21 protein-coding genes are annotated in these 26,196 nt (G+C 65.7%); 6 read left to right on the plus strand and 15 right to left on the minus strand.

The window, feature by feature from the left end; all coding sequences use genetic code 11:
• Window positions 1-25 precede the first annotated feature (25 nt).
• Window positions 26-1,090, plus strand: a complete 1,065-nt coding sequence (locus ACRQ5Q_RS25250; protein WP_439392650.1) for a LacI family DNA-binding transcriptional regulator — start codon at window positions 26-28, stop codon at window positions 1,088-1,090.
• Between the two features lie 9 nt (window positions 1,091-1,099).
• On the opposite strand, the gene ACRQ5Q_RS25255 is transcribed toward ACRQ5Q_RS25250, so the two are convergent.
• From ACRQ5Q_RS25255 to guaB, 3 genes are all read right to left on the minus strand, one after another.
• On the minus strand, window positions 1,100-1,393 hold the full coding sequence (locus ACRQ5Q_RS25255) for a hypothetical protein (RefSeq protein ID WP_439375013.1): 294 nt from the start codon (window positions 1,391-1,393) through the stop codon (window positions 1,100-1,102).
• Window positions 1,394-1,543: 150 nt separating this feature from the next.
• Complete coding sequence (locus tag ACRQ5Q_RS25260; RefSeq protein WP_439392651.1) at window positions 1,544-2,566, minus strand: NADP-dependent oxidoreductase; 1,023 nt, start codon at window positions 2,564-2,566, stop codon at window positions 1,544-1,546.
• 283 nt (window positions 2,567-2,849) lie between these two features.
• On the minus strand, window positions 2,850-4,343 hold the full coding sequence (guaB, locus tag ACRQ5Q_RS25265; RefSeq protein ID WP_439392652.1) for an IMP dehydrogenase: 1,494 nt from the start codon (window positions 4,341-4,343) through the stop codon (window positions 2,850-2,852).
• Between the two features lie 456 nt (window positions 4,344-4,799).
• On the opposite strand from guaB, the gene ACRQ5Q_RS25270 reads away from it, so the two are divergent.
• Window positions 4,800-6,290, plus strand: a complete 1,491-nt coding sequence (locus ACRQ5Q_RS25270) for an MFS transporter (protein WP_439375010.1) — start codon at window positions 4,800-4,802, stop codon at window positions 6,288-6,290.
• Between the two features lie 52 nt (window positions 6,291-6,342).
• Here the strand turns inward: ACRQ5Q_RS25270 and ACRQ5Q_RS25275 are convergent, their stop codons facing one another.
• Both ACRQ5Q_RS25275 and ACRQ5Q_RS25280 read right to left on the minus strand, forming a co-directional pair.
• Window positions 6,343-7,029 (minus strand): RlmE family RNA methyltransferase, encoded by a 687-nt coding sequence (locus ACRQ5Q_RS25275; RefSeq protein ID WP_439375009.1) that lies wholly within the window; start codon window positions 7,027-7,029, stop codon window positions 6,343-6,345.
• 1 nt (window position 7,030) lies between these two features.
• On the minus strand, window positions 7,031-8,104 hold the full coding sequence (locus ACRQ5Q_RS25280) for a Ppx/GppA phosphatase family protein (RefSeq protein ID WP_439392653.1): 1,074 nt from the start codon (window positions 8,102-8,104) through the stop codon (window positions 7,031-7,033).
• A 213-nt stretch (window positions 8,105-8,317) separates the two neighbouring features.
• On the opposite strand from ACRQ5Q_RS25280, the gene ACRQ5Q_RS25285 reads away from it, so the two are divergent.
• Window positions 8,318-10,690: a xanthine dehydrogenase family protein molybdopterin-binding subunit gene (locus ACRQ5Q_RS25285; protein WP_439392654.1), complete on the plus strand. Its 2,373-nt coding sequence runs from the start codon at window positions 8,318-8,320 to the stop codon at window positions 10,688-10,690.
• A gap of 54 nt (window positions 10,691-10,744) precedes the next feature.
• Here ACRQ5Q_RS25285 and ACRQ5Q_RS25290 read toward each other — a convergent pair whose 3' ends face one another.
• Together ACRQ5Q_RS25290 and ACRQ5Q_RS25295 are read right to left on the minus strand one after the other, a co-directional pair.
• Complete coding sequence (locus ACRQ5Q_RS25290; protein ID WP_439392655.1) at window positions 10,745-12,169, minus strand: DUF5107 domain-containing protein; 1,425 nt, start codon at window positions 12,167-12,169, stop codon at window positions 10,745-10,747.
• An 18-nt stretch (window positions 12,170-12,187) separates the two neighbouring features.
• On the minus strand, window positions 12,188-12,988 hold the full coding sequence (locus ACRQ5Q_RS25295; protein WP_439392656.1) for a hypothetical protein: 801 nt from the start codon (window positions 12,986-12,988) through the stop codon (window positions 12,188-12,190).
• A gap of 107 nt (window positions 12,989-13,095) precedes the next feature.
• Here ACRQ5Q_RS25295 and ACRQ5Q_RS25300 point away from each other — a divergent pair, with 107 nt between their 5' ends.
• The 3 genes from ACRQ5Q_RS25300 (at window position 13,096) to ACRQ5Q_RS25310 (ending at window position 16,545) form a co-directional block, all read left to right on the plus strand.
• Window positions 13,096-13,587, plus strand: coding sequence for a YaiI/YqxD family protein (locus ACRQ5Q_RS25300; protein WP_439375004.1), 492 nt, complete (start codon window positions 13,096-13,098; stop codon window positions 13,585-13,587).
• 2 nt (window positions 13,588-13,589) lie between these two features.
• Complete coding sequence (locus ACRQ5Q_RS25305) at window positions 13,590-15,401, plus strand: ABC-F family ATP-binding cassette domain-containing protein (protein WP_439392657.1); 1,812 nt, start codon at window positions 13,590-13,592, stop codon at window positions 15,399-15,401.
• Between the two features lie 64 nt (window positions 15,402-15,465).
• Complete coding sequence (locus ACRQ5Q_RS25310) at window positions 15,466-16,545, plus strand: D-TA family PLP-dependent enzyme (protein WP_439392658.1); 1,080 nt, start codon at window positions 15,466-15,468, stop codon at window positions 16,543-16,545.
• A 195-nt stretch (window positions 16,546-16,740) separates the two neighbouring features.
• On the opposite strand, the gene ACRQ5Q_RS25315 is transcribed toward ACRQ5Q_RS25310, so the two are convergent.
• The 8 genes from ACRQ5Q_RS25315 to ACRQ5Q_RS25350 all read right to left on the minus strand — a co-directional run bounded on the left by ACRQ5Q_RS25315 (window position 16,741) and on the right by ACRQ5Q_RS25350 (window position 26,163).
• Window positions 16,741-17,916 carry an NAD(P)/FAD-dependent oxidoreductase gene (locus ACRQ5Q_RS25315; protein ID WP_439392659.1) on the minus strand — a complete coding sequence of 392 codons (1,176 nt, stop codon included), beginning with the start codon at window positions 17,914-17,916 and terminating at the stop codon, window positions 16,741-16,743.
• A gap of 38 nt (window positions 17,917-17,954) precedes the next feature.
• On the minus strand, window positions 17,955-18,872 hold the full coding sequence (locus ACRQ5Q_RS25320; protein ID WP_439374999.1) for an SDR family NAD(P)-dependent oxidoreductase: 918 nt from the start codon (window positions 18,870-18,872) through the stop codon (window positions 17,955-17,957).
• 218 nt (window positions 18,873-19,090) lie between these two features.
• Window positions 19,091-19,570 carry a MaoC family dehydratase gene (locus ACRQ5Q_RS25325; protein WP_027543107.1) on the minus strand — a complete coding sequence of 160 codons (480 nt, stop codon included), beginning with the start codon at window positions 19,568-19,570 and terminating at the stop codon, window positions 19,091-19,093.
• Window positions 19,571-21,289 (minus strand): AMP-binding protein, encoded by a 1,719-nt coding sequence (locus tag ACRQ5Q_RS25330; RefSeq protein WP_439399865.1) that lies wholly within the window; start codon window positions 21,287-21,289, stop codon window positions 19,571-19,573.
• A 131-nt stretch (window positions 21,290-21,420) separates the two neighbouring features.
• Window positions 21,421-22,308: a 3-hydroxyisobutyrate dehydrogenase gene (gene mmsB, locus ACRQ5Q_RS25335; protein ID WP_439374998.1), complete on the minus strand. Its 888-nt coding sequence runs from the start codon at window positions 22,306-22,308 to the stop codon at window positions 21,421-21,423.
• 26 nt (window positions 22,309-22,334) lie between these two features.
• Entirely contained in the window at window positions 22,335-23,402 is a 1,068-nt protein-coding gene (locus tag ACRQ5Q_RS25340) for an enoyl-CoA hydratase/isomerase family protein (RefSeq protein WP_439392660.1), read from the minus strand.
• Window positions 23,399-24,544, minus strand: a complete 1,146-nt coding sequence (locus tag ACRQ5Q_RS25345) for an isobutyryl-CoA dehydrogenase (protein ID WP_439392661.1) — start codon at window positions 24,542-24,544, stop codon at window positions 23,399-23,401. Before ACRQ5Q_RS25345 ends, ACRQ5Q_RS25340 begins: the two co-directional genes overlap by 4 nt.
• Window positions 24,545-24,666: 122 nt before the next feature.
• On the minus strand, window positions 24,667-26,163 hold the full coding sequence (locus tag ACRQ5Q_RS25350) for a CoA-acylating methylmalonate-semialdehyde dehydrogenase (RefSeq protein WP_439374995.1): 1,497 nt from the start codon (window positions 26,161-26,163) through the stop codon (window positions 24,667-24,669).
• Between the last annotated feature and the right edge of the window lie 33 nt (window positions 26,164-26,196).

Consider the following 26,196-nt stretch of genomic DNA (forward strand, 5'->3'; position numbering starts at 1 on the left):
CGACTTGGACTAACCTCGGGATTCGATGACCGATCCGGCAAAGCCAGGTTACGACGACGTCGTGCGCATTCCGGCGCCGCCGGGCCGCAGCAATGCGACCGGACGGCCGCCACGCATCGAGGAGGTCGCCGAGCGCGCCGGCGTCGCGCCGATCACGGTGTCGCGGGTGCTGCGCCACCCCGAGAAGGTCAATCGCAAGACCCGGGAGCGCATCCTCGAGGTGATCGAGGCGACCGGCTACGCCTCCAACCCGCACGCGCGCGCGCTGCGCTCGGGCCGGTCGAACGTCGTCGTCGCCTTCGTCTCCAACATCCTCAGCCAGCAGTTTGGCCTCGCGGTGCGCAGCTTTGCCGCGACGCTGGAGCCGGAAGGCTTCGAAGTGCTGGTCGGCCAGACCTCCTACTCCTATACCAAGGAGGTCGCGATGATTCAATCGCTGCGCGGCATCCGCCCCGCCGCGGTGATGTTCACCGGCGTCATCGAGCTCGAGGAGAACCGCACAGCGCTCGCCGAGCTCGGCATTCCCGTGATCGAGACCTGGGCGTTCCCGCGCGATCCCATCGACATGCTGGTCGGCCTGCCCAATGCGGATGCCGGCGCCATGGCGGCGCGCAGGCTGGCGGAGGCCGGACATCGTCGCGTCGCCTTCATCGGCCGCAGCAGCGGCCGTGGCGCGCTCCGCCGCGACGGTTTTCGGACGGCAGCGGCAAAGCTTGGTCTTGATATCGTCCACGAGATCGGTGTCGGCGAGATCACGGGCCTCGTCGACGGCCGCGCCGCCTTCACTGCCCTGCTCGCGGGCGGCGGCGAGGTCGATGCCGTGTTCTGCGCCAACGATTTGCTCGCGACCGGCGCACTGATCGAGGCCCGCGCCCGCGGCCTGTCGGTGCCGCGCGATCTCGCCGTGCTCGGCTTCGGCGACAACGACGTTGCCGATCAGATCACGCCCGGCCTCACCACCATCTCGTTCGATGCGGCTGGCCTGGGGCGGATTGCGGGGGAAATGCTGTTGGCGCGGCTCTCCGGCACGCCGGCAGCGGAGCAGCGGCTCGCGGTCGAATTGTCCCTGATCGAGCGCGGCAGCGTCTGAGCGCGGGATTTAAGCGACACTCTTGAGGTCCTGCTGGATCGCGGCCAGCAGGGATTGCAGCGCCGCGCTGTTCACGGGCTTGGTCTCGGTGCTCGCAGGCTGAACGCTGGTGGGCTGCACAGCTTTGACGGGACGCTTCGGGAACGGCGGTGGCGCAGGCATCGTGGCTGGCGCGAAATCGCCCTCCTCCTCGGCATGAACGAACTTGCCATGGATGACATCGTCGCGGCGGCCCATGACGAACATCGTCGCCCAATAGCCGGCGGCCAGGAGGATTACACAGAAAAGAACAATCTCTAACATCGCAGCACCTGAAATATGCGCGATGATTCAATCCCTTCGCCGGCCCGTCAATGAACAGACGGTCACACCTGCGGCTTTTGCGGGCTGGTGTGACCATTGGGTGACTCTTTCTTAACCATCCAGCGCCCATGGGGGCTGGATGCGGCCGGATCAGGCCCTATCCGGGCCCACCCGAACCAACTGCTTGCCGAAATTGGCCCCCTTCAGCAGGCCTATGAAGGCGCCGGGGGCGCTTTCCAGGCCGTCGGTGACGAACTCCTTGTACTTGACCTTGCCCTCGCGGACCCAGGCCGACATGTCGCGCAGGAAGTCGCCATGCCGGGCGGCGAAGTCGGAGACGATGAAGCCGCGGAAGGTCAGCCGCTTGGTCAGGGTCGCGCGCATCATGCTGGCGGCCCATTTCGGCGGCTTGGCCTCGGTATCGTTGTAATGGGCGATCAGGCCGCAGACCGGCACGCGGGCGAACGGGTTGAGCAGCGGAAACACCGCCTCGAACACCGCGCCGCCGACATTCTCGAAATAGACGTCGATGCCATTCGGACAGGCGCCCTTCAGCTTCGCAGCGAGATCAGGATCGCGGTGATCGATGCAGGCATCGAAGCCGAGCTCCTTCACCACGTAGTCGCACTTGTCCTTGCCCCCGGCGATGCCGACTGCGCGGGCGCCCTTGATCTTCGCGATCTGGCCGACGGCCGAGCCGACCGCACCGGAAGCGCCGGCGACCACGACGGTCTCGCCCGGTTGCGGTTTGCCGATGTCGAGCAGGCCCGTGTACGCGGTCATGCCAGGCATGCCGAGCACGCCGATGGAGGTCGAGATCGGACCAAGCTTCGGATCGACCTTGATCAGGCCCTTGCCGTTCGAGATCGCATGCGTCTGCCAGCCGGAGCGGATGCGCACGATGTCGCCTACCGCAAAGTCGGGATTGTTGGAGGCTGCGACCTCGCTGACCGCCTCGCCTTCCATCACGCCGCCGATCGGCACCGGCGCAGCGTAGGACGGCCCTTCGCTCATGCGCCCGCGCATGTAGGGATCGAGCGACAGCCAGATCGTGCGCAGCAGGACTTCGCCCCGCCCTGGCGTTGGAACGGCGAATTCCTCGATGCGGAAATCTGACGGCTTGGGTTCGCCGACGGGACGCGCGGCCAGAACGATGCGTTTGCCTTGGGACATGGCTTCCTCCACTTTTCTGTCATTGCGAGCGAAGCGAAGCAATCCAGCCGCGTCAACACAAAAGGACTGGATTGCTTCGTCGGATCAGCACAAGATTGCCACGCGATTTTGTCGCGAGCTCCTCGCAATGACGAAGTCGACGAAGCTCACGCTACATACTCACTGTCATCGCCCGACTTGATCGGGCGATCCAGTATTCCAGAGACGGCAGTGATTGAGCCGAGAAGCCGCGGCGTACCGGATACCGCGTCAAGCCGGGGCATGACAGCGTTGGGTGGAGTAACTAACCCCCGCCCGGATAGTTCGGGGCCTCGCGCGTGATGGTCACGTCGTGCACGTGGCTTTCGCGCAGGCCCGCGCCGGTGATGCGGACGAAGTTCGCCTTCTCGTGCAACTCCTTCATGTCCTTGGCGCCGACATAGCCCATGGCGGCGCGCAGGCCGCCGGCGAGCTGGTGCATGACGTTGCCGACCGGGCCCTTGTAGGGCACCTGGCCCTCGATGCCTTCAGGCACGAGCTTGAGCGAGTCCTTGATGTCCTGCTGGAAGTAGCGGTCGGCCGAGCCGCGCGCCATCGCGCCGACCGAGCCCATGCCGCGATAGGCCTTGTAGGAACGGCCCTGCCAGAGAAACACTTCGCCCGGCGTCTCGTCGGTGCCGGCGAGCAGCGAGCCGACCATGGCGATGTCGGCGCCGGCGGCGAGCGCTTTTGCAAGATCGCCGGAGAACTTGATGCCGCCGTCGGCGATGACGGGAATGTCGGACTTCTTGGCCGCCTCGACCGCATCCATGATCGCGGTGAGCTGGGGCACGCCGACGCCGGCGACGATGCGCGTGGTGCAGATCGAGCCCGGGCCGATGCCGACCTTGATGCAATCCGCACCGGAATCGATCAGCGCCTGCGCACCCTCCGATGTCGCGACGTTGCCGGCGACGACCTGCACCGAATTCGAGAGACGCTTGATGCGGTTCACCGCATGCAGCACGTGGCGGGAATGGCCGTGCGCCGTGTCGACCACGACGAGATCGACGCCGGCATCGATCAGCCGCTCGGTGCGCTCGAAGCCGGTGTCGCCGACCGTGGTGGCGGCGGCGACACGCAGGCGCCCTTGCGCGTCCTTGCAGGCGAGCGGATGGGCGACTGCCTTCTCCATGTCCTTCACGGTGATCAGGCCGACGCAGCGATATTGCTCGTCAACCACCAGCAGCTTCTCGATGCGATGCTGGTGCAGCATCCGGCGCGCCTCGTCCTGGCTGACATTCTCGCGCACAGTAACGAGACCCTCATGCGTCATCAGCTCGGAGACTTTTTGACGGCGGTCGGTGGCAAAGCGCACGTCACGGTTGGTGAGGATGCCGACCAGCTTGCCGGGCGTATTCTTGCCGGCGCCCGTGACGACGGGAATGCCCGAGATGCCGTGATCGCTCATCAGCTTGAGCGCGTCTTCGAGCGTCGCCTCGGGGCTGATGGTGAGCGGGTTCACCACCATGCCCGACTCGTAGCGCTTGACCTGCCTGACCTGGGCGGCCTGCCCCTCGGGATCGAAATTGCGGTGGATGACGCCGAGGCCGCCGGCCTGCGCCATGGCGATTGCCATGCGCGCCTCGGTGACGGTATCCATCGCAGAGGCCATGATCGGAATGTTGAGCGGAATGGCGCGGGTGACGCGCGAGCGGATATCGACCTCGCCCGGCATGACGTCCGACAGGCCCGGCTTCAACAGCACGTCGTCGAACGTAAAGGCTTCGCGGATGCCCTGAAGTTGCACCGTGGCCATCTGCCAACTCCTTCCTGCGGCCCTGCCGCAAATAGCTAAGGATGAGCGCCGCCCTCGGCGAACCTTGCGGCATCGCCTTGAGAATCGGAGCCCATCGGTGGGGTTGACGCGGGTCGATAGCACGCCCGCGTGACGAATCAAAGCAATTCGAGCCGCCGGCCAGCCATGCACAGGCTTTTTTAGGGTAAATTCGGCGGCGATGGCCGGGCGGCGGGGTTGGCCACCGTGATTCCGGCTGCGACGAAGTCGCGAGCCCGGACTCCATCCCGCAGCGATCCCTGCGACCCCACGGATTCCGGGTCCGCGCCGAGAGGCGCGCCAGGGAATAACGAGCAGGGTCACACCGTTGTTACGCGGGATCTAGGTGCTATGCGTCGATCCGCAATGGTCCCGGTCGGGTGGCGGTGATAAGCCGCAAGTCTCGCCCTTCCTTCCGATTTTCATTACCAATCCGTCATGGTCGACAAGCAACGCATCATTCCGCTGATCGTGGCCACTGCTCTCTTCATGGAGAACATGGATTCGACCGTCATCGCCACCTCGCTGCCGGCGATTGCAGCCGACATCGGCACCAGCCCGCTGACGCTGAAGCTTGCGATCACGTCCTACCTGCTGTCGCTCGCGGTGTTCATCCCGGCGAGCGGCTGGACCGCCGACCGCTTCGGCGCGCGGATGGTGTTCGCCATCGCGGTCGGCGTGTTCATGGTCGGCTCGGTCGGCTGCGCGCTGTCGACCTCGGTAACCGATTTCGTGTTCGCGCGCATCCTGCAAGGCATGGGCGGGGCGATGATGACGCCGGTCGGGCGCCTCGTGCTGCTGCGCTCCGTCGACAAGAGCGCGCTGGTCAATGCCATGGCCTGGGTGACAGTCCCTGCCCTGATCGGGCCGGTGATCGGACCACCGCTCGGCGGTTTCATCACGACCTACGCGTCCTGGCACTGGATCTTCCTGATCAACATCCCGATCGGGCTGCTCGGCATCTTCATGGCCTTGAAGTTCATCGATCCGATCAAGAGCGAGACGCAGGAGCCGTTCGATCTCTACGGCATGGTGCTCGCCGGCATCGGCCTTGCCGGCATCGCCTTCGGCCTCTCCGTCGCCGGGCTCAACCTGCTGCCCTGGAGCACGGTGGCCGCGCTGGTCGTGGGCGGCGCGATCTCGATGACGTTGTACGTGTTGCACGCGCGGCGGACCGGATCCCCGGTGCTGGACTTCTCGCTGCTCAAGCTGCCGACGCTGCGCGCGGCGATCCTCGGCGGCTTCCTGTTCCGGCTCGGCATCGGCGCGCTGCCGTTCCTGCTGCCGCTCCTGATGCAGATCGGCTTCGGCCTGTCGCCGTTCCATTCCGGCCTCGTCACCTTCGCCTCCTCGCTCGGGGCCATGGGCATGAAGACGCTGGCGGCGCGCATCATCCGCACCTTCGGCTTCCGCAATTTGATGACCGTGAACGCGATCATCAGCGCGTTCTTCCTCGGCGTCTGCGCGCTGTTCACGGTGACGACGCCGCTGCTGATCATCATGGTGATCCTGGTGGTCGGCGGCTTCTTCCGCTCGCTCGAGTTCACCGCCATCAACACCGTCGCCTATGCCGACGTGGAAAGTCCGCAGATGAGCCGCGCCACCACGCTGGTCAGCGTCAACCAGCAGCTCGCGGTGTCCGCCGGCGTTGCCGTCGGCGCCGCCTCGGTGGAGACGACGATGTGGCTCAGCCATGTCAGCGAGCTCAACGCCACCGTGTTCGCGCCCGCCTTCGTCGTGGTCGCGCTGACCTCGGCAGCCTCGAGCTGGTTCTTCTGGCAGATGCCGGCCGACGCCGGCCACGAGATCTCCGGCCGCAAGGCGGTGGAGATCGCGAGCCGCAAAGGCGCCGGCAAAGGCGCGGAGAAGGCCGCCGTGAAGGCGGCAACGGAAGATACGCAAGACGTGCGCGATCAGCGGCTGGGGTAGTTTTGCTTCGATTCTGGATTGCTTCGCTGCGCTCGCAATGACGGCGTACGGGCTACGCCTGCGCTTCGCCGCGAAATCCCGTCGCGAGCACGTAGCGTTCCGACGAATCCTGCCGGCTCGCGGCGGGCTTGACGTGACGCACCGTTGCGAAGTCGCGCTTGAGCTGGGCGAGCAGATCGGCATCGGCGCCGCTTTGGAACGTCTTGGCGAGGAATGTGCCGCCGGGCTTGAGCACGTCGCAGGCAAAGGCCGCCGCGGTCTCGACGAGGCCGACGATGCGGAGCTGGTCGGTCTTGCGGTGGCCGGTGGTATTGGCGGCCATGTCGGACATCACGACATCGGCACCGCCGCCGAGCATCGCGGCGAGCTTTTCCGGCGCGTCATTGTCCATGAAATCGAGCTGGGCGAAGTCGACGCCGGGAATCTCGGGCATCTCCAAGAGGTCGATGGCGACGACCTTGCCCTTGCCTTCCACCGAGCCGACGCGCTTGGCCGCGATCTGGCTCCAGCCGCCGGGCGCGGCGCCAAGGTCGACCACGGCCATGCCGGGCTTCAAGAGCCGGAACTTGTCGTCCATCTCGAGCAGCTTGAACGCGGCACGCGAGCGATAGCCCGCAGCCTTGGCCTTGGCGACATAGGGATCGTTGAGCTGCCGCTCCAGCCACAGCTTCGACGACAGCTTGCGCTTGCCGCCGGTCTTGACCTGGACGTGCAAGCGGCCGGTGGTGTCCTTCGCCATCTCACCAGCTCCTGAGCGCGCCGTCCTCGCGCATCATCTCGACCAGCATGCCCTCGCGCAGGCCACGATCGGCGACGCGCAGGCGCGGCAGCGGGAAGGCGTGCCTGATGGCATCGAGGATGGCGCAGCCGGCGAGCACGAGATCGGCGCGCTCGACGCTGATGCAGCTGTTGTTGGCGCGGTCCTCGTAGCTCATGCCGAGCAGCTTGTTGATGGTCGCGGTGATGTCGGCATCGTTCATCCAGATGCTGTCGATGCGTCGGCGGTCGTACCGCGGCAGATTGAGATGGATGCCGGCGAGCGTCGTCACCGTGCCCGACGTGCCGAGCAGATGCATCCCAGTGAGATCGCGGCCGTGCTCCTCGGCGAACGGCGCGACATGGCTCGCGACCTCGCGCTCCATCGCAGCATAGATCTCCGGCGACACGTCGCGGCCGCCGAACTGCTCGGCGAGCGTGACCACGCCATACGGGATCGACATCCAGGCCTTGATGCGCGGTTCCGGATTTTGTGGGTCACGCTCGATCCGCACCAGCTCGGTGGAACCGCCGCCGATGTCGAACAGGATTGCGCCGCGCCCCCTCGGATCGACCAGCGGCGAGCAGCCTAGCACGGCGAGCGAGGCCTCGGTCTCGCGGTCGATCACCTCGAGCTCGATGCCGGTCTCGGCCGCGACGCGGCTGCGAAACCCCTCCGCATTCGCCGCCGCGCGGCAGGCTTCGGTGGCGATCAGCCGCAACCGCCGCGCCTTGCGCAGATTGATCTTGTCCCGGCAGATGCTGAGCGCCGCAATGGCGCGCTCGATTGCGGCCTCGCTGATCGAGCCGGTCGCCGAGACCCCCTCGCCGAGCCGGATGATGCGCGAGAAGGAATCGACCACACGAAAGCCGTCCTGGGTCGGACAGGCGATCAGCAGCCTGCAATTGTTGGTGCCGAGGTCCAGCGCCGCGTAGACGCCGGTTCCGGTCACTTGCGCGGGGACGGCCGGTCCGGCGGCCAACGCCACCGCCGCCATCGACCCCTCCAGCCCATCGTGCGGCGCATGGCCGTCGCGGAGCCGCGTGTGGTCATTCATACAAACTGTCTTTCCGCGGCCGGTCGGGCCGATCTGGAATTGCTTTTTCGCCTGAAACATTAGCAGCGCGGCAGGTCTGCGCAACATCGCATCACATAGGACCATGCCCATTCGTGCGTTGTCGTGAACGGGTCCGTGGGCTATCTGAATGGGGTCCGGCCCCCTCCAGGCGCCCGCGAAATGGCGCATTTGCCGGCTTTTCAGGTCGATTCCATGCAAGAACACACAAAATCGTCCACGCTCGAAAACGCTATTGCACTGCAAAAATATGGTGTCGGTCAGCCCGTCCGCCGCAAGGAGGACGACACCCTGGTCCGCGGCAAGGGCCGCTACACCGACGATTTCAACCTGCCCGGCCAGGCTTATGCCGTGGTGGTCCGCTCGACCCATGCCCATGGCGTCATCCGCGGCATCGGTATCGACGCCGCCAGGGCGATGCCGGGCGTGCTGGGGGTGTGGACCGGCAAGGACCTCGATGCCGCCGGCTACGGCCCCTTCACCTGCGGCCTGCCGCTGAAGAGCCGCGACGGCTCGCCCCTGCTCCAGACCAACCGCCAGCCGCTGGCGACCGACAAGGTCCGCTACGTCGGCGATCCCGTTGCCTTCGTGGTGGCCGAGACGCTGGCTCAGGCGCGCGACGCGGCCGAGGCGGTCGAACTCGACATCGAGCCGCTGCCGGCGGTGACCGATCCCGAAGAAGCCGCCCAGCCCGGCGCGCCGCAGCTCTACGACCACATCCCGAACAATGTCGCGCTCGACTACCACTACGGCGACATGGACAAGGTCAATGCGGCCTTTGCGAGCGCCGCCCACGTCACCCGGCTCGACATCGAGAACACCCGCGTCGCGGTGGTCTCGATGGAGCCGCGGGTTGGGCTCGCCTCCTACGACAAGAGGACCGAGCGCTATACGCTCCACGTGCCGACGCAGGGCGTCGCGGGCAACCGCGCCAACCTCGCCAAGAACCTGAAAGTGCCGAACGAGAAAGTGCGCATCCTCACCGCCAATGTCGGCGGCTCCTTCGGCATGAAGAACATCAACTATCCCGAATACATGTGCATCCTGTACGCGGCGAAGGCACTGGGGCGTCCGGTGAAGTGGCTCGACGAGCGCTCCACCAGCTTCCTCTCCGACAGCCACGGCCGCGCGCAGAAAATCCATGCCGAGCTCGCGCTCGATGCCGAGGGGCATTTCCTTGCGGCCAAGCTGTCCGGCTATGGCAATCTCGGCGCCTACATCACGGGTGTCGCGCCGGGGCCGCTCTCGCTGAACACCGGCAAGAACTTCTCCAGCGTCTACCGTACGCCGCTGATGGGCGTCGACATCAAGACGGTGCTGACCAACACCACGCTGATGGGCGCCTATCGCGGTGCCGGCCGGCCCGAGGCGAACTACTACATGGAGCGGCTGATCGACCGCGCCGCCGACGAGATGGGCATCAATCGCCTGACGCTGCGCAAGCGCAACTTCATCAAGCAGAACCAGATGCCGTTCCCGGCCTCCTCCGGCGTCACCTATGACAGCGGCGACTTCCAGGCGGTGTTCAACAAGGCACTCGAGATCTCCGACCACGAGAATTTCGCCAAGCGCAAGAAGGAGAGCCGGAAGGCCGGCAAGCTGCGCGGCATCGCGGTCGGCTCCTATCTCGAGGTCACCGCGCCGCCGAGCCCCGAGCTCGGCAAGATCGTGTTCGATCCCGACGGGACCGTGCAGCTCATCACCGGCACGCTCGATTACGGTCAGGGCCACGCAACGCCGTTCGCGCAGGTGCTGTGCGAACAGCTAGGGGTGCCCTTCGAGAGCGTGAAGCTGGTGCAGGGCGACAGCGACATCGTCCACACCGGCAACGGCACCGGCGGCTCGCGCTCGATCATGGCCAGCGGCCAGGCTATCGTGGGAGCCGCCAAGCTCGTCATCGAAAAAGGCAAGCGTGCGGCCGCGTATGTGCTGGAGGCGTCCGAGGCGGACATCGAGTTCGCCGACGGCAGCTTTACGATCGCCGGCACCGACCGCAGCATCGACATCATGGAGCTCGCCAAAAAGCTTCATGACGGCAAGGTGCCGGACGGCGTGCCCGACTCGCTCGACGTCGACCACACCAGCGAACCGGTCGCATCCGCCTTCCCGAACGGCTGCCATGTCGCCGAGGTCGAGATCGACCCGGAGACGGGCGTGGTGCAGATCGTGCGCTACAGCGCCGTCAACGATTTCGGCACGGTGATCAATCCGCTGCTGGTCGCGGGCCAGCTCCATGGCGGCGTGGTCCAGGGCATCGGCCAGGCGCTGATGGAGCATGTCCGTTACGACGAGAGCGGCCAGCCGATCACGGGCTCGCTGATGGACTACGCCCTGCCCCGCGCCGAGGACGTGCCGTTCATGACGGTCGGCGATCAGCCGGTGCCAGCCACGACCAATCCGCTCGGCAGCAAGGGCTGCGGCGAAGCCGGCTGCGCCGGCAGCCTGTCGACCGTGGTGAACGCCGTGCTCGATGCGCTCTCCGAGTACGGCATCAAGCACATCGACATGCCGCTGACCCCGGAGCGGGTGTGGCGGGCGATCCAGGATGCGAAGGGCAAGGCCGCCTAGGGAGTTCCACGACCGTGGCAACGCCGGCGGCTTCGACTGGCATTTCGAAAGAGATCACTTGACCGCCGTTTCGGCGGCGATCAACTCTTTTCCGTCCGCGGTCGTGATCGTTAGCCTTATCTTTTCCCCGCTGCGGCCGTCGGCAATCGCCGCCGAAACGCGATTTCCGTTGTTCGGGTCGGCGCTCACGACCCCGCTGAACAGAGCCGTATCCCCCTGTTTCAACGTGACAAGCAACGGGATGGCCGGTTCGATGCTGAAGAACTCGACAATTGCGCGAGACGCCCCGGCGGAGAAATTGATCAGGATTTCCTCGTTTGCATGCGTCACGTTGCTCATGCCGACGGTCGGGCTGTAGGTTTCCGGAATGGACACCTCACTGCGTGCGGGAAAATCTGTGCTGTGGAAAAACTGGTCCGACACGCCCGCCCATAATTCGACATATGGCCGCCACTCGTTCGGATCCTTCCGGGCATCGGTTTCGCCGGTGAGCGACGGATATCCCCACGTCCACATTTTCAAGCCCCGCGTGAGGGTATTGTCCGCAATGCGAATAATTCCTTCTGCATTGTCATGGTTGATGACGCCCCAGAAATTCCCGCCCTGCATATCTGGTGCAGCATAGGCGATTCCCATCGTCGGCCAATTCTTGAAGTAGCGCAGCTTTTCAAAGCGCCGCCTGCCCATACCCGCGCTCTCGTCGCCGTCTGCCAGACCGGTCGACCAGGCAGGCGTCGTGTAAGTTCGGATCGGCGCGATGATTTCGGCGCCGCCCGTTGCCCTGGGATTTTTCGGCTCCGATCCCGGAGCGAGCGTCGTGCACGTCCAGTACTCGTACTGGACAGCCTCGTCGTGCGGATTCTTCAGCACCACGCGCGCATCGAGTGCGGCACGATCGGCTTTCAGCGTAACGTAGTAGTTCGCCTCTATGCCGGTCGCCCCCCTGAACTTTCCCGGGCGCGCGGAATAGTCGAAGTCATCCTGGAACGACATCACGACCGTGACTTCGTCGGCGCCCTCCTTCACCACCCGAAAGGCCCACGGCTTCAGCCAGGTCTTGCCGTGCTCGGCATCCGGGAACGTTGGGAATATCCCACCGTACACCATCAACCAGTCGTAGTAGAAATTTCCGGCCTTCATGCCGTAGGGCACTCCGACTTCCGTTCGATAAAGCTGCTCGTGGCCAGTCGGCTTGTAGACCATGGAAAGAATACGCCCTCCGAATTCGGGCACGAGCGTTACCTTCAGATATCGGTTCTCAAGCACGTACGATCTGAAACTGTGTTCGACGATCACGCTTTTGTCGAGCGACCCGCTGACAAAGCCATTCTCCGCATCGACGGCGAACCTGACGGTGCTCCACGTCGTCGTCTGCTCGCTGAGTGAGACGCCATCGGGCGCCGGTGCGGCGGCATGCACGACGCAATGCGCATGGAGCGATAAAAGGAGTGCTGTTCCGAAACAAACGAGGGCACGCAAGGAAACCTCAACTGATGTTCAGGCCGCCGCCTGCTCGCGCGGCTGGTAGATCGCAGCGTGTTGGCAATGCGCCAGCGGCGTGGTGCCGTTGGCGACGACCAGCGCGTCCAGCTCGACGAAGCGGTGGCCCTTCTTCTCGTAGTTCGCGGTCACCTTGGCCCGTGCGGTGATCTCGTCGCCAGCGCGCACGGCCGACAAGAGCTGCATGCGGCTACCGACGTGGATCCACGGGCCCAGAACGGTGTTGTCGACGAGGACGCAGTTCATGACCCGCTGGATCAGGCCGGGATGGCCGAGGCCCTCGCTCGCGAAGACCGGGTTGGATTCCCTGATGTCAGCGAGATACTCTGTCGCCGCCTGCCCGGCCCAGCGGCGCGGCGCCGTTCCGAGCCACTTGCCGGTCTCGAAGGTGGCGGGGCCGACCGGCTTGCGCTCGGCGATCGCCGGGACCTCGACATAATCGCTCAGCAAAACCGCGGGCACGGCCGCAGGCAGTGAGGCCGTCCCCGTCGCGCACAGTTCGGTGCGGCTGAACACCTCGATCGTGAGCAGGCCGTTGTGCTCGGTCGCGTCGATGTCTGCGGCCTCACCGTCGTAGACCGGTTTGATGAAGCGGGCCTCAACCAGCCCGCGTGACAGGAAATCGCGGCCCCAGCGGGCCAGCGGCACATGCATCATGTAGGCGAACACGTCGACGCCCGGGACCAGCCCGCCCTTGAAGCCGAAGCGGCGGGCCACCGTGTCGTCGTGCATCCTGTTCTCGGACTGTTTTGCGGTGTTGTAGGCCTCGACGCGGTAGGTTTCGAGCCGGTTCGGCATGTGGGCCTTTCCCCAAATTCTTGTTGTTTCGGGGCCAATCGTAGGCCGCGGGGAACAACGGTCAATCCCCTCGCCTTTGCGGCCCGAATGGGGTACCACGCGGCGGAATGACCGAGACCCCTACCCGCATCTATGTCGACGCCGACGCCTGCCCGGTGAAGGACGAGATCTACCGCGTCGCGATCCGGCACGGCGTGCCCGTAAGCGTGGTCGCCGGCAATTTTATCCGCGTGCCCCACGATCCTCTGATCGAGCGGATCGCCGCAGGTAGCGGCATGGACGCGGCCGATGACTGGATCGCGGAGCGGGCCAGGCCCGGCGACGTCGTCGTGACATCGGACATTCCGCTGGCGAGCCGCTGCGTCAAGCGAGGAGCCGATGTGATCGCCCCGAACGGCAAGCCGTTCACGGAAGAGTCTATCGGCATGACGCTGGCGGTGCGCAATCTGATGACGGATCTGCGCTCGGCGGGCGAAGTCACCGGCGGTCCTCGCTCGTTCGCGCCGCGCGACCGCTCCGCCTTCCTCTCCGCGCTGGACCAGACGCTGCGCCGGATCCAGCGCCGCCGCGCCGACCAAGCCGCCACGAGCCAGAGCTGATCATGGCGCCGCCGCTGATCCAATTGAAAGACATCAGGCTGACTTTTGGCGGCACGCCGCTGCTGTCGGGTGTCGAGCTCAATGTCGCGCCAGGCGAGCGCGTCTGCCTGATCGGCCGCAACGGCTCGGGCAAGTCGACGCTGCTCAGAATCGCGGCGGGCCTTGTCGAGCCCGACGGCGGCACGCGGTTCGTGCAGCCCGGCGCGACCGTCCGCTATTTGCCGCAGGAGCCCGACTTCGGCGACCACAAGACCACGCTCGCCTATGTCGAGGCGGGCCTTGCGCCTGGTGACGACCATCACCAGGCGCGCTACCTCCTCGAGCAGCTTGGCCTCACCGGCGAGGAGAGCCCGCACAATCTCTCCGGCGGCGAGGCGCGTCGCGCCGCGCTCGCCTGCGTGCTGGCGCCCTCGCCCGATATCCTGCTGCTGGACGAGCCCACCAACCATCTCGACCTCTCCACCATCGAGTGGCTGGAACAGGAGCTCGACAGCCGCCGTAGCGCGCTGGTGCTGATCAGCCACGACCGCCGCTTCCTGACCAATCTCTCGCGCTCCACGGCATGGCTCGACCGCGGCAGGATCAAGCAGATCGATCGCGGCTTTGCCTCGTTCGAGAGCTGGCGCGACGAGGTGCTCGCGGAAGAAGAGCGCGACCAGCACAAGCTCGACCGCAAGATCGTCGACGAGGAGCACTGGCTGCGCCACGGCGTCTCCGGCCGGCGCAAGCGCAACGTCAAGCGGCTCGCCAATCTGCATGCGCTGCGCGACCAGCGCCGCAACTATCGCGGCACCGCCGGCACCGCCAGTCTCGCGGCGGCGGAGGCGGAACAATCCGGCAAGCTGGTAATCGAAGCCAAGGGCATCACCAAGGCCTACGGCGAGAGGAAAATCGTCGAGAATTTCTCGACGCGCATCCAGCGCGGCGACCGGCTTGGCATCATCGGCCCGAATGGCGCCGGCAAGACCACGCTGGTCAATCTCCTTACCGGCGGCGCGGAGCCCGATTCCGGTACCGTGCGGCTGGGTGCCAATCTGGAGACGGCCACGCTCGACCAGCACCGGGAAAGCCTCGATCCCAAGTCGACACTGGCCGAGGCGCTGACCGGCGGACGTGGCGACCAAATCATGGTCGGCGGCAAGCCGAAGCATGTGGTCGGCTACATGAAGGACTTCCTGTTCGCGCAGGAGCAGCGCGGCACGCCGGTGGAGGTGCTCTCCGGCGGCGAGCGCGGCCGGCTGATGCTGGCACGCGCACTGGCGAAACCGTCGAACCTTCTGGTGCTGGACGAGCCGACCAACGATCTCGACCTCGAGACGCTCGACGTGCTCGAGGAGATGCTCGGCGATTACGAAGGCACCGTCATCCTGATCAGCCATGACCGCGACTTCCTCGACCGCATCGTCACCTCCGTGATCGCACCCGAAGGCGACGGCAAGTGGATCGAGTATGCCGGCGGCTACAGCGACATGCTGAGCCAGCGCGGCGCGGACCTGAAGCGCGAGACGGCGAAGGCGCAACCGGCTGTGGAAAAGAAGGAAGAGCGCGCCGCTGCTCCTTCGTCCGCGCCGAAGCGCAAGCTCAGCTTCAACGAGAAGCACGCGCTGGAAACGTTGCCGAAGAAGATGGAAGCCCTTCACGCCGATATTGCAAAATTGCAGCGCGTGCTCGACGATCCCAACCTCTATGCCAAGGATCGCAAGAAATTCGACGATGCATCGGCCGCGATCGCCAAGGCGCACGAAGAACTGTCCGCCGCCGAAGAGCGCTGGCTCGAACTTGAAATGCTCCGCGAAGAGATAGAACAGGCCTAGCGCGTATTCCGCAAAAGTAGGTACCGGTTTTGCAATCGGAATGCGCGCCAACTAAGAGACTCCCATGACCACTCCCCTCGCCGCCAAGATCGCCCGCGAATACGGCACGCCCTGCGCCGTCATCGACATGGACAGGGTCGAGCGCAACATCGCGCGGATCCAGAAGGCCTGCGACGACGCCGGCATCGCCAACCGTCCGCACATCAAGACGCACAAGAACCCAACGATTGCGAAGATGCAGGTCGCGGCCGGCGCCAAGGGCATCACCTGCCAGAAGATCGGCGAGGCCGAGATCATGGCCAATGCCGGCATCGACGACATCCTGATCAGCTACAACCTGCTGGGCGAGGAAAAGATGGCGCGTCTCGGCGCGCTGAATGCCAGGACCAACATGACGGTCGCTGCCGACAACTCGACCGTCGTCGCCGGCCTGCCGAAGGCGGCTGCGGCGTCCGGCCGTCCGCTCTCGGTCGTGGTCGAGTGCGACACGGGCCGCAAGCGCGCCGGCGTCGAGACGCCCGGCGAGGCGATCGCGCTGGCACGCGAGATCGCCGCGTCCAAGGGGCTTCAATTCGCGGGCTTCATGCTCTATCCGACCGAGACCGGCTGGGCGGACGCGCAGAAATTCTACGACGAGGCGCTGGCCGGCGTGCGCGCGCACGGGCTGGATGCAAAGATCGTCTCGACCGGCGGCACGCCGAACCTCGTCAACATCGGCAAGCTCAAGGGCGGCACCGAGCACCGCTTCGGCACCTACATCTACAACGACCGCATGCAGGTCGCGGCCGGCTCCGCCACCTGGGACGACTGCGCGCTGTACATCTATTCGACCGTGGTGAGCCGCGCCGCACCCGAGCGCGGCATTCTGGATGCCGGCTCGAAGACTCTGACCACGGACACCGGCGGCCTCGACGGCCACGGCCTGATCCTGGAGCACCCCGAGGCTAGAATCGCGAAGTTCGCCGAGGAGCACGGCTTCCTCGACCTCTCCCGCAGCAACACGCGACCCAATGTCGGCGATGTCGTCCGCATCGTGCCGAACCACGTCTGCGTCGTCGTCAACATGATGGACGAGGTGGTGATGGTGCGCGGCGAGGAGATCATCGGCACGCTGCCGGTGGCTGCGCGCGGGAAGCTGCGGTAGGCGGCGGTGCCCTAGGGCAGGCAAAGCGACTTGTCCGCCCTGGGCACGGCGCTTCGCCTTTGCCCACCAACGATTTCTGAGATAGGCGGCGCATCTCTCCCAACCGTCATTGCGAGGAGCTCTTGCGACGAAGCAATCCAGACCACCTCCGCGGAGGGATTCTGGATTGCTTCGCTACGCTCGCAATGACGGTGGTTAGCGCTTTAGCCACTCCAGCGCACCCGTGCCCGCCGAGACGCCCGTCGCAAACGAGGCCTGCAATAGATAGCCGCCGGTTGGCGCCTCCCAGTCCAGCATCTCGCCGGCGGCGAACACGCCGGGCAATTTGCTCAGCATGAAGTGCTCGTCGAGCTCGTCGAAGGCGATCCCGCCCGCGGTCGAGATCGCGCGATCGAGCGGGGCTGTGCCGGTGAGCTGAAGCGGAATGGCATTGATCAGCTGCGCCAGTTCGGCCGGCGACAACGCCGCTAGCGACCGGCCCGACGCAATGGCCGCCTCCTGCATCAGGCCGATGCCGACTGGCGACAGTTGTGCCGCTTTGCGCAGGAAGTTCGCCAGCGACTGCTTGCCGCGCGTGCCTGACAGCCGCCTGGTCAGTGCGGCGGCGTCGAGATCGGGCCGCAACGCGATGGTCAGAGTCGCCTGCCCGAGCCCGAGCACCGCCCCGCGCAGCTCCGCCGAGAGCGCGTAGATCGCTCCCCCTTCGATGCCGCTGCGGATGATCATGGCTTCGCCGCGCACCGTGTGTGCGCCGATCGTCAGCGCCACGCCCTTGAGCGGCTGCCCTTCGAAGCGGTCGCGGAAGAGATCGGACCATGCGACCGTGAAGCCGGAATTGGCCGGCCGCAGTTTTGAGATGGCAACGCCTTTTGCCGCGAGGATGTCGACCCAGCCGCCATCCGAACCCAGACGTGGCCAGCTTGCGCCCCCGAGCGCGAGCACGGTGCCGCAAACGTCTACGGCCGATGCGCCATCTGGTGTTCGAAACAGCAGCCGCCCTTCGCCGTCCCAGCCGCTCCAGCGATGACGAAAGGCGAATTGCACGCCGGCGGCATCGAGCCGCCGCAACCAGGCGCGCAGCAGCGGAGACGCCTTGAACGCCTTGGGAAACACCCGCCCGCTGCTGCCGACAAAAGTCGGCTCGCCCAAGGCCTCGCTCCAGGCCCGCAACGCGTCGGGTGAAAATGCCTCGATCGCGGCTTGCAGCCTCGGTGCCGCTTCGCGATAGCGCGTCATGAACTGGGGCAGCGGCTCGCTGTGGGTGAGGTTGAGCCCCCCGCGGCCCGCCATGAGGAATTTGCGGCCCGCCGACGGCATGGCGTCATAGACGGTGACTCGGGCACCGCCTTGCGCCAGCACCTCCGCCGCCATCAGCCCGGCGGGACCGGCACCGATGACGGCCGCGTCAGTCAGAGCTTGATCCCCGCCCGCGCCGCGGCCTGCGCGACGTATTTCTGCGTCTGCTCGAAGGCGCCCAGCAGAGCCCTCGCCTTCGACATGTCGCTGATCTCGGCGAAATGCGCGGCGATCGCGTCCGGCGTCCACTCACTCTCCGGCAGGTTGATGCCTTCGCTCTCCACGATCTTGATCACGGCGAAGGAGCCGGCACCAGCGCCCATGATGGTACGGGTCGGAGCGTCCTCACTCAGCATGTACTCGACCGCCGGCGTGATCGCGTTCGGCTTCATCAGCTGCAGCGCCTGCGGCGGCAGCAGCTCCTCGGTCATGCGGGTCGCCGCCGTCGGCGAGATGATGTTGACGCGGATGTTGTTCTTGCGTCCTTCCTCGGCCAGGACGTTCATCAGTCCGACCATGCCCGACTTCGCCGCGCCGTAATTGGCCTGGCCGAAATTGCCGTAGAGGCCCGAGGACGATGTCGTCAGCACGATGCGGCCGTAGTTGCGGTCGCGCATGCCGGCCCAGGCCGCCTTGCAGCAATAGAACGTGCCGACGAGATGCACGTCGAGCACCTTCTGGAAATCGGCGGCTTCCATTTTGGCGAACGACTTGTCGCGCAGGATGCCGGCATTGGCGCACAAGAGGTCAACGCTGCCCCACTCCCTGGTGGCGCGCTCGACCATGGCGGTGACCTGCTCGAAACTGGAGACGTCGGCGCCGTCGGCCATCGCGGTGCCGCCGGCCTTGCGGATCTCCTCGACCACGGCCTCCGCCGGCGACAGCGAGCCGCCGGTGCCGTCGCGCGCGCCGCCGAAATCGTTGACCACGACCTTGGCGCCGCGGCTGGCAAGCCCCAGCGCATGCGCGCGTCCGAGACCATTGCCTGCGCCGGTGACGATAGCGACGCGTCCGTCGAACCTGATTGCCATGAGTGCGTTTCCTTTCTTCCTTCTCCCCTTGCGGGACAAGGTGGCGCGAAGCGCCGGATGAGGGTATCTGTCAAAAGCGGAGCTCGCGGAGAGATACCCCTCACCCGGCTTCGCTTCGCGAAGCCACCCTCTCCCACAAGGGGAGAGGGTGAAACCCAGTGGGTCGCTTTTTGAGCAGCGATGGGTTGCCGGGTCAAGCCCGGCAACGATGCCTCAGGTCAGGCGAAATAGATCAGGCCGAGCCAGTCGGCGACCAGCGCGGGCTTGTCCTCGCCCTCGATCTCGACCGTGACGTTGGTGCGGGACTGCAGCTCATTGGGCTTGCGCAGCTTCGCTTCCGCCAGCACGAAACGGCCGCGGACGCGCTTGCCGGAGCGCACCGGCGAGATGAAGCGCAGCTTGTCGAAGCCGTAATTCACGCCCATCGTGGTGCCGGCGATCACGGGCATCACCTCGTAGGACATGATCGACAGCAGCGACATCGTGAGAAAGCCGTGCGCGATGGTGGTGCCGAAGGCGGTCTCCTTCTTCGCGCGTTCCGGATCGACGTGGATGAACTGGTGATCCTCGATCACGTCGGCATAGGTGTCGATGCGGGGCTGGTCGATCAGGTGCCATGAGGACACGCCGATCTCCTTGCCGACCATGGCCTGATAGGCCTCGAGCGCAATCGGCGGCTTCTTCCAGACTTCGTTCACTTAGGTCTCACTCCGTGTTGTCGGCAGCTCTGGAAAATCCTCCTCGCGGAATTCCCGGCCGCGCAGCGGATCGCTCCGATCATCGTCGCGTTCCAGCCGTCGTAGCTGTACGCGACGGATTTTGCCAGAGATCGTCTTCGGCAGCTCGGTGACGATTTCGAGGCGGCGGATGCGCTTGAACGGCGCCAGGCGCGTGTGCAGGTGCTTGAAGATGGACAGCGCGGTTTCCGGCGAACGTTCCGCGCCCGAAATCAGCAGCACGAAGGCCTTGGGGACCGCGAGCCGGATCGGATCGGGGCTCGGCACCACCGCGGCTTCGGCGACGAGTTCATGCTCGAGCAGCACGCTCTCCAGCTCGAACGGGCTGATGCGATAGTCGGAGGATTTGAACACGTCGTCGGAGCGGCCGACGAAGGTGAGATAGCCGTCCGCGTCTTCGAACACGACGTCGCCGCTGCGATAGAGCGCGCCTTCAGCGCCGGACAATTTGCCCTCGTCGCCCTGATAACCCTGCATCAGGCCGGCTGGGCGGTCATCGCCCAGCACGAGCGTCACCTCCCCTTCCTTCGCGGGATTGCCGTCGGCATCGCTGATCTGGACACGATAGCCCGGCAGCGGCCGGCCCATCGAGCCGACCTTGATCTTTTGCCCCGGCGAGTTGCCGGCGAGCGCGGTGGTCTCGGTCTGGCCGTAGCCGTCGCGGATGGTGAGGCCCCAGGCAGCCTGCACCTGGTCGATCACTTCAGGATTGAGCGGCTCGCCGGCGCCGCAAACTTCGCGCAACGCCACCTTGAACGAGGCGAGGTTCTCCTGGATGAACAGCCGCCACACCGTCGGCGGCGCGCACAGCGTGGTGACGCCGCAGCGGCCGATGGTGGCGAGCAGGGCCTTGGCATCGAAGCGCGGCTGGTTGACCACGAACACGGTGGCGCCCGCGTTCCACGGCGCGAAGAAGCAGCTCCAGGCATGCTTGGCCCACCCGGGCGAGGAGATGTTGAGATGGACATCGCCGGGCTTCAGGCCGATCCAGTACATCGTCGAGAGATGACCGACCGGGTAGCTGCGCTGGCTATGCCGGACGAGCTTTGGTTTTGCCGTGGTGCCCGAGGTGAAATAGAGCAGCATCGGGTCGTCGGCTTGGGTCGGATCGTCGGGCGTGAAGCTTTCGGGCGCCTTCGCCGCTTCGTCATAGGCGAGCCAGCCATCCGAAGTCGCACCCACGACGATGCGGACGACATTGTCGGCACCTAAGCTTGCGAATTTTACCACCTGATCCTGCGCCGCGACGACCGCCCTCGCCTTGCCGCGATCGAGCCGGTCACGCAGTTCGTCGGCGGTGAGCAGCGTGGTTGCGGGAATAACGACGACGCCGAGCTTCATAGCGGCGAGCATCGTCTCCCACAACGGAACTACATTGCCGAGCAGCAGCAGAAGATGATCGCCGCGCCTCAAGCCCTGCGCGCGGAGGAAGTTCGCGACCCGGTTGGAGCGGCGCGACAGCGCCGCAAAAGACAGTTTCGTCTGTTTGTCCTGCGCCGCGTCTACAATCCAGAGCGCGGGACGGTCCTTGCTGTCCGCATTGGCCGCGAGCTCGGCGTCGAACCAGTCGAGCGCCCAGTTGAAGGGAGCCGGATCGGGCCAGCGGAAGCCTTTGACCGCTGTCTCGTAATCCGTCCGATTGGCCAGCAGAAACGCGCGGGCGTCCTGAAATGTCGTCATGGTGTCCGGGCCCGTCGAATTGAACATCGAGCGTCGCCCGGATGGAGCGAAGCGCAATCCGAAGGCCGGTCGCGCCGATTGAAAGAGCCGTCCCGGATTTCGCTTCGCTTTATCCGGGCACCAAGCGAAGGCTATTTTCCGGCCAGTGCTCTAACGTGCTTGATAATTCCGGAAAAATCCACCCCGCCCTGCCCGGCTGCTTCGAAAGACTGATAGATCTCCTGTGCATGCTTGCCGAGCGGCGTGGCCGCGCCCGCCGCCTTGGCGGCGTCCTGCGCCAGCGTCAGGTCCTTCACCATCAGCGCCGAGGCGAAGCCCGGCTTGTAATCGTTGTTGGCCGGCGAGGTCGGCACCGGTCCGGGAACCGGGCAATAGGTGGTCAGCGACCAGCACTGACCCGACGAGGTCGAGGCGACGTCGAACAGCGCCTGGTGCGAGAGCCCGAGCTTCTCACCGAGCGCAAAGGCCTCGCTGACCGCGATCATGGAAATGCCCAGGATCATGTTGTTGCAGATTTTTGCCGCCTGCCCCGCGCCGGCGCCGCCGCAATGCACGATCTTCTTGCCCATGTTCTCGAGCACGGGCTTAGCCGCCGCAAATGCCTTGTCGTCACCGCCGCACATGAAGGTGAGCGTCGCCCCCTTGGCGCCGCCGGTGCCGCCGGAGACCGGCGCATCGACCGAGAGCACGCCATTCCTGGCGGCCAGTGCATGCGCTTGGCGCGCGCTTTCGACATCGATGGTGGAGCTATCGATGATCAGCGCGCCCTTGGCCATGGCAGGCACGACCTCGTTCCAGACGCCAAGCACGTGCTTACCGGCCGGCAGCATGGTGACCACGACATCGGCGCCCTTCACCGCACCTGCGGAGCTGTCGGCGATGCTGGCGCCGTCGGCCCTGGCCTGGTTGCGGGAGGCCTCGACGAGATCGAACGCGACCACCTTGTGGCCGGCCTTGACGAGGTTGGCGGCCATCGGGCCGCCCATGTTGCCGAGACCGATGAATGCGATCGTGGCCATTGTCGTTTCCTCCGCTGTAGCGTTGATTAGTTGAACTTCAGCTCGTCCACGCCGATCTCGGCGAGATACGGCGCAAGCATGTCCGGCGTCACATCCTCGATCCGCGGCGGCGACCAGGTCGGGTTGCGGTCCTTGTCGATCACGGCGGCGCGGACGCCTTCGCGGAAATCGTCGCTGCGGAAGACCTCCAGCGCGGCGCGATATTCGCGCACCAGGCACTGCTCCAGGCTCGACGATTTGCGCGCGAGGCGCAGCAGCTTCAGCGTCACCACCATGCCGCGCGGCGATTTTTCGTTGAGCGTCTTCAGCGTGGCCTGGGCGAAGTCGGAACCGTCACGCTTGAGCGCAGCGACGATGTCTTCCATGCGGTCAAAGCCGAACAGCGCGTCGATCGCCGGCTCCTTTGCCGCGACCGGCCCCGCCGTCTCGCCGGTTGCAAAACCGTCGATCAGCTTTCCGACCTCGGCGGCGGTCGCACCGGGACGAACCATCGTCAGCGCTTCGCGCAGCTCGGGCAGCTTCGCTGCAGGCACGACCCAATCGGCAAATTTGGCGTGGATCGCGTCCGGCCCGTTCATGGTCTGGCCGGTCAGGCCAAAATAGGTGCCGATCTCGCCGGGCGAGCGCGACAGCAGATAGGTGCCGCCGACATCAGGAAAGAAGCCGAGCCCGACTTCGGGCATCGCCAGCTTGGTCCGGTCGGTGACCACGCGATGACTGGCATGCGCCGAAAGGCCCACGCCGCCGCCCATCACGATGCCGTCCATGAAGGCAACATAGGGTTTTGGGAATTTCTTGATGCGGGCATTGAGGATGTATTCCTCGCGCCACAGGATCTTGCCGAGGTCGCCACCAGCCTTCGAGCTCTCCCAGAGCGTGCGGATGTCGCCGCCGGCGCAGAGGCCGCGCTCGCCGGCGCCCTCCAGCAGGATCAAGGCAACGGCGGGATCGGCCTCGAAGCGGTCGAGCGCCTTCTCGATGTCGCGAAACATCTCCAGCGTCACGGCGTTGATCGCCTTGGGACGGTTCAGCCTGATGATGCCAGCGGCGCCCTCGACGCGGGCGACCAGATCGCCCTCTTCCACGCCACTCATCGCGCGCCCTCGATCAGTTTGCGCGCCACGATGAGCCGCATGATTTCATTGGTGCCTTCGAGGATCTGGTGCACGCGCAGATCGCGCACGATCTTCTCGATGCCGTATTCGCTCAAGTACCCGTAGCCGCCGTGCAGCTGAAGCGCGTGGTTGGCGACCTCGAAGCCGACATCGGTGCCGAAGCGTTTTGCCATCGCGCACAGCATTGTGGCGTCGGGGTCCTTGCGGTCGAGCGCCGCCGCAGCACGCCACAGGAAGGTGCGCGCGGCCTCCAGCTCGATCGCCATGTCGGCGAGACGGAACTGCAGCGCCTGAAATTCGTCGAGGCGCTTTCCGAACGCCTTGCGTTCCTTCATGTAGGCGCGGGCCTTGTCGAGCGCGGCCTGCGCGCCGCCGAGCGAGCAAGCCGTGATGTTGAGGCGGCCGCCGTCGAGGCCGGCCATCGCGATCTTGAAGCCGACGCCCTCTTCGCTCAAGCGGTTGGTAACAGGCACGCGGGCGTTCTCGAACATGACGGCGCGGGTCGGCTGCGCGTTCCAGCCCATCTTGCGCTCGTTGGCGCCGAAGGAGACGCCGGGCGTCTTGCCGTCGATGACGAGCGTCGAGATGCCACCGGGGCCATCCCCGCCGGTCCGGACCATCGCCACCAGCAGGTCGGTGCCGCCGGCGCCGGAGATGAACTGCTTCTGGCCGTTGAGCACGTAATGGTCGCCGTCGCGCACCGCGCGGGTGCGGAGCGCTGCCGCGTCCGAGCCGGCGCCGGGCTCGGTCAGGCAATAGCTCGCGATCAGCTCCATGGTGCAGAGCTTCGGCAACCATTGATGGCGCTGGGTGTCGTTGCCGAAGGCATCGATCATCCAGCTCGCCATGTTGTGGATGGAGATGAAGGCCGAGGTGGTCGGGCAGCCCGTCGCCAGCGCCTCGAAGATCAGCGCCGCGTCGAACCGCGACATCGCCGAGCCGCCGACGTCGTCGCGGATGTAAATGCCGCCCATGCCGAGCATTGCCGCCTCGCGCATCACGTCGACGGGGAAATGCTTCTCCTCGTCCCAGCGCAGCGCATGCGGCGCGATCTTCTCCGCCGCAAACGCCAACGCCATGTCGCGAACCGCAACCTGATCCTCGTTCAGAGCGAACTGCATGCCGCCGCCTACCCTTTCACTCCATCGTCATTGCGAGCGCAGCGAAGCAATCCAGCATCCCACCGCAGAGATAGTCTGGATTGCTTCGTCGCAAGGGCTCCTCGCAATGACGGCTGAGGAGATTACTTCATCAGTGGGATCGAGAACTCCGCACCTTCCTTGACGCCGGACGGCCAACGCGAGGTCACCGTCTTGGTCTTGGTGTAGAAGCGGACCGAATCCGGGCCGTGCTGGTTGAGATCGCCGAAGCCCGACTTCTTCCAGCCGCCGAAGGTGTAGTAAGCGATCGGCACCGGGATCGGCACGTTGATGCCGACCATGCCGACGTTGACCTTGGCCGCGAAGTCGCGCGCGGCGTCGCCGTCGCGGGTGAAGATGGCAACGCCGTTGCCGTAGTCATGGTCGGACGGCAGCGCCAGCGCTTCCTTGTAGTCGTGCGCGCGCACGACCGAGAGCACTGGACCAAAGATCTCTTCCTTGTAGATCCGCATGTCCTTGGTGACGTTGTCGAACAGCGAACCGCCGAGATAGAAGCCGTTCTCGTAGCCCTGCATCTTGAAGCCGCGGCCGTCGACGGCGAGGGTTGCGCCTTCCTTGATGCCGATGTCGATGTAGCTCTTCACCTTCTCGACCGCCTCGCGCGTGACCAGCGGACCGTAATCGGCGGACGGATCGATCGAGGTGCCGATCTTGAGCGACTCGACGCGCGGGATCAGCTTTTCCATGAGACGGTCGGCGGTGGACTTGCCGACGGGCACGGCGACGGAGACCGCCATGCAGCGCTCGCCGGCCGAGCCGTAGCCGGCGCCGATCAGCGCATCGACGGCCTGGTCCATGTCGGCGTCGGGCATGACGATGGCGTGGTTCTTGGCGCCGCCGAAGCATTGGCAGCGCTTGCCGGTCTGAGCCGCGCGCTCGTAGATGTATTGCGCGATCGGCGTCGAGCCGACGAAGCCGACGGCCTTGATGTCGGGATCGTCGAGGATGGCGTCGACCGCTTCCTTGTCGCCGTTGACGACGTTGAGGATGCCGGCAGGCAGGCCCGCCTCGATCATGAGCTCGGCGAGCTTCATCGGCACGCCGGGATCGCGCTCGGACGGCTTGAGGATGAAGGCGTTGCCGCAGGCGATGGCGGGAGCGAACTTCCACATCGGGATCATCGCCGGGAAGTTGAACGGCGTGATGCCGGCGACGACGCCGAGCGCCTGGCGCATGGAATAGATGTCGATGCCGGGGCCCGCTCCTTCCGTGTATTCGCCCTTCATCAGGTGCGGGATGCCGCAGGCGAACTCGACGACCTCGAGGCCGCGCTGGATGTCGCCCTTGGCGTCGGGCACGGTCTTGCCGTGCTCGCGCGCGAGCAGCTCGGCGAGCTTGTCGTAGTCGCGCTGGATCAGCTCCAGGAACTTCATCATGACGCGGGCGCGGCGCTGCGGATTGGTCGCAGCCCATTCCGGCTGTGCGGCGCGCGCGTTCTCGACGGCGGCACGGACCTCGGCCTTGGACGCCAGCGCCACCTTGGCCTGCACGTCGCCGGTCATCGGCTCGAAAACGTCGGCAGTGCGGCCAGAGGTGCCCTTGACCTCCTTGCCACCGATGAAATGTCCGATTGAACGCATGGAATGGTCTCCTACAGGCCGAGCGTGGTCGCT

Source organism: Bradyrhizobium sp. PMVTL-01 (assembly GCF_051861855.1).
Classification (GTDB): domain Bacteria; phylum Pseudomonadota; class Alphaproteobacteria; order Rhizobiales; family Xanthobacteraceae; genus Bradyrhizobium.

Coding starts and splice junctions, on each gene's coding strand:
- ACRQ5Q_RS25250 (WP_439392650.1), top strand. CDS start 26: ATGACCGATCCGGCAAAGCCAGGTTACGACGACGTCGTGCGCATTCCG.
- ACRQ5Q_RS25255 (WP_439375013.1), bottom strand. CDS start 1,393: ATGTTAGAGATTGTTCTTTTCTGTGTAATCCTCCTGGCCGCCGGCTAT.
- ACRQ5Q_RS25260 (WP_439392651.1), bottom strand. CDS start 2,566: ATGTCCCAAGGCAAACGCATCGTTCTGGCCGCGCGTCCCGTCGGCGAA.
- guaB (WP_439392652.1), bottom strand. CDS start 4,343: ATGGCCACGGTGCAACTTCAGGGCATCCGCGAAGCCTTTACGTTCGAC.
- ACRQ5Q_RS25270 (WP_439375010.1), top strand. CDS start 4,800: ATGGTCGACAAGCAACGCATCATTCCGCTGATCGTGGCCACTGCTCTC.
- ACRQ5Q_RS25275 (WP_439375009.1), bottom strand. CDS start 7,029: ATGGCGAAGGACACCACCGGCCGCTTGCACGTCCAGGTCAAGACCGGC.
- ACRQ5Q_RS25280 (WP_439392653.1), bottom strand. CDS start 8,104: ATGAATGACCACACGCGGCTCCGCGACGGCCATGCGCCGCACGATGGG.
- ACRQ5Q_RS25285 (WP_439392654.1), top strand. CDS start 8,318: ATGCAAGAACACACAAAATCGTCCACGCTCGAAAACGCTATTGCACTG.
- ACRQ5Q_RS25295 (WP_439392656.1), bottom strand. CDS start 12,988: ATGCCGAACCGGCTCGAAACCTACCGCGTCGAGGCCTACAACACCGCA.
- ACRQ5Q_RS25300 (WP_439375004.1), top strand. CDS start 13,096: ATGACCGAGACCCCTACCCGCATCTATGTCGACGCCGACGCCTGCCCG.
- ACRQ5Q_RS25305 (WP_439392657.1), top strand. CDS start 13,590: ATGGCGCCGCCGCTGATCCAATTGAAAGACATCAGGCTGACTTTTGGC.
- ACRQ5Q_RS25310 (WP_439392658.1), top strand. CDS start 15,466: ATGACCACTCCCCTCGCCGCCAAGATCGCCCGCGAATACGGCACGCCC.
- ACRQ5Q_RS25315 (WP_439392659.1), bottom strand. CDS start 17,916: ATGGCGGCGGAGGTGCTGGCGCAAGGCGGTGCCCGAGTCACCGTCTAT.
- ACRQ5Q_RS25320 (WP_439374999.1), bottom strand. CDS start 18,872: ATGGCAATCAGGTTCGACGGACGCGTCGCTATCGTCACCGGCGCAGGC.
- ACRQ5Q_RS25330 (WP_439399865.1), bottom strand. CDS start 21,289: ATGACGACATTTCAGGACGCCCGCGCGTTTCTGCTGGCCAATCGGACG.
- mmsB (WP_439374998.1), bottom strand. CDS start 22,308: ATGGCCACGATCGCATTCATCGGTCTCGGCAACATGGGCGGCCCGATG.
- ACRQ5Q_RS25340 (WP_439392660.1), bottom strand. CDS start 23,402: ATGAGTGGCGTGGAAGAGGGCGATCTGGTCGCCCGCGTCGAGGGCGCC.
- ACRQ5Q_RS25345 (WP_439392661.1), bottom strand. CDS start 24,544: ATGCAGTTCGCTCTGAACGAGGATCAGGTTGCGGTTCGCGACATGGCG.
- ACRQ5Q_RS25350 (WP_439374995.1), bottom strand. CDS start 26,163: ATGCGTTCAATCGGACATTTCATCGGTGGCAAGGAGGTCAAGGGCACC.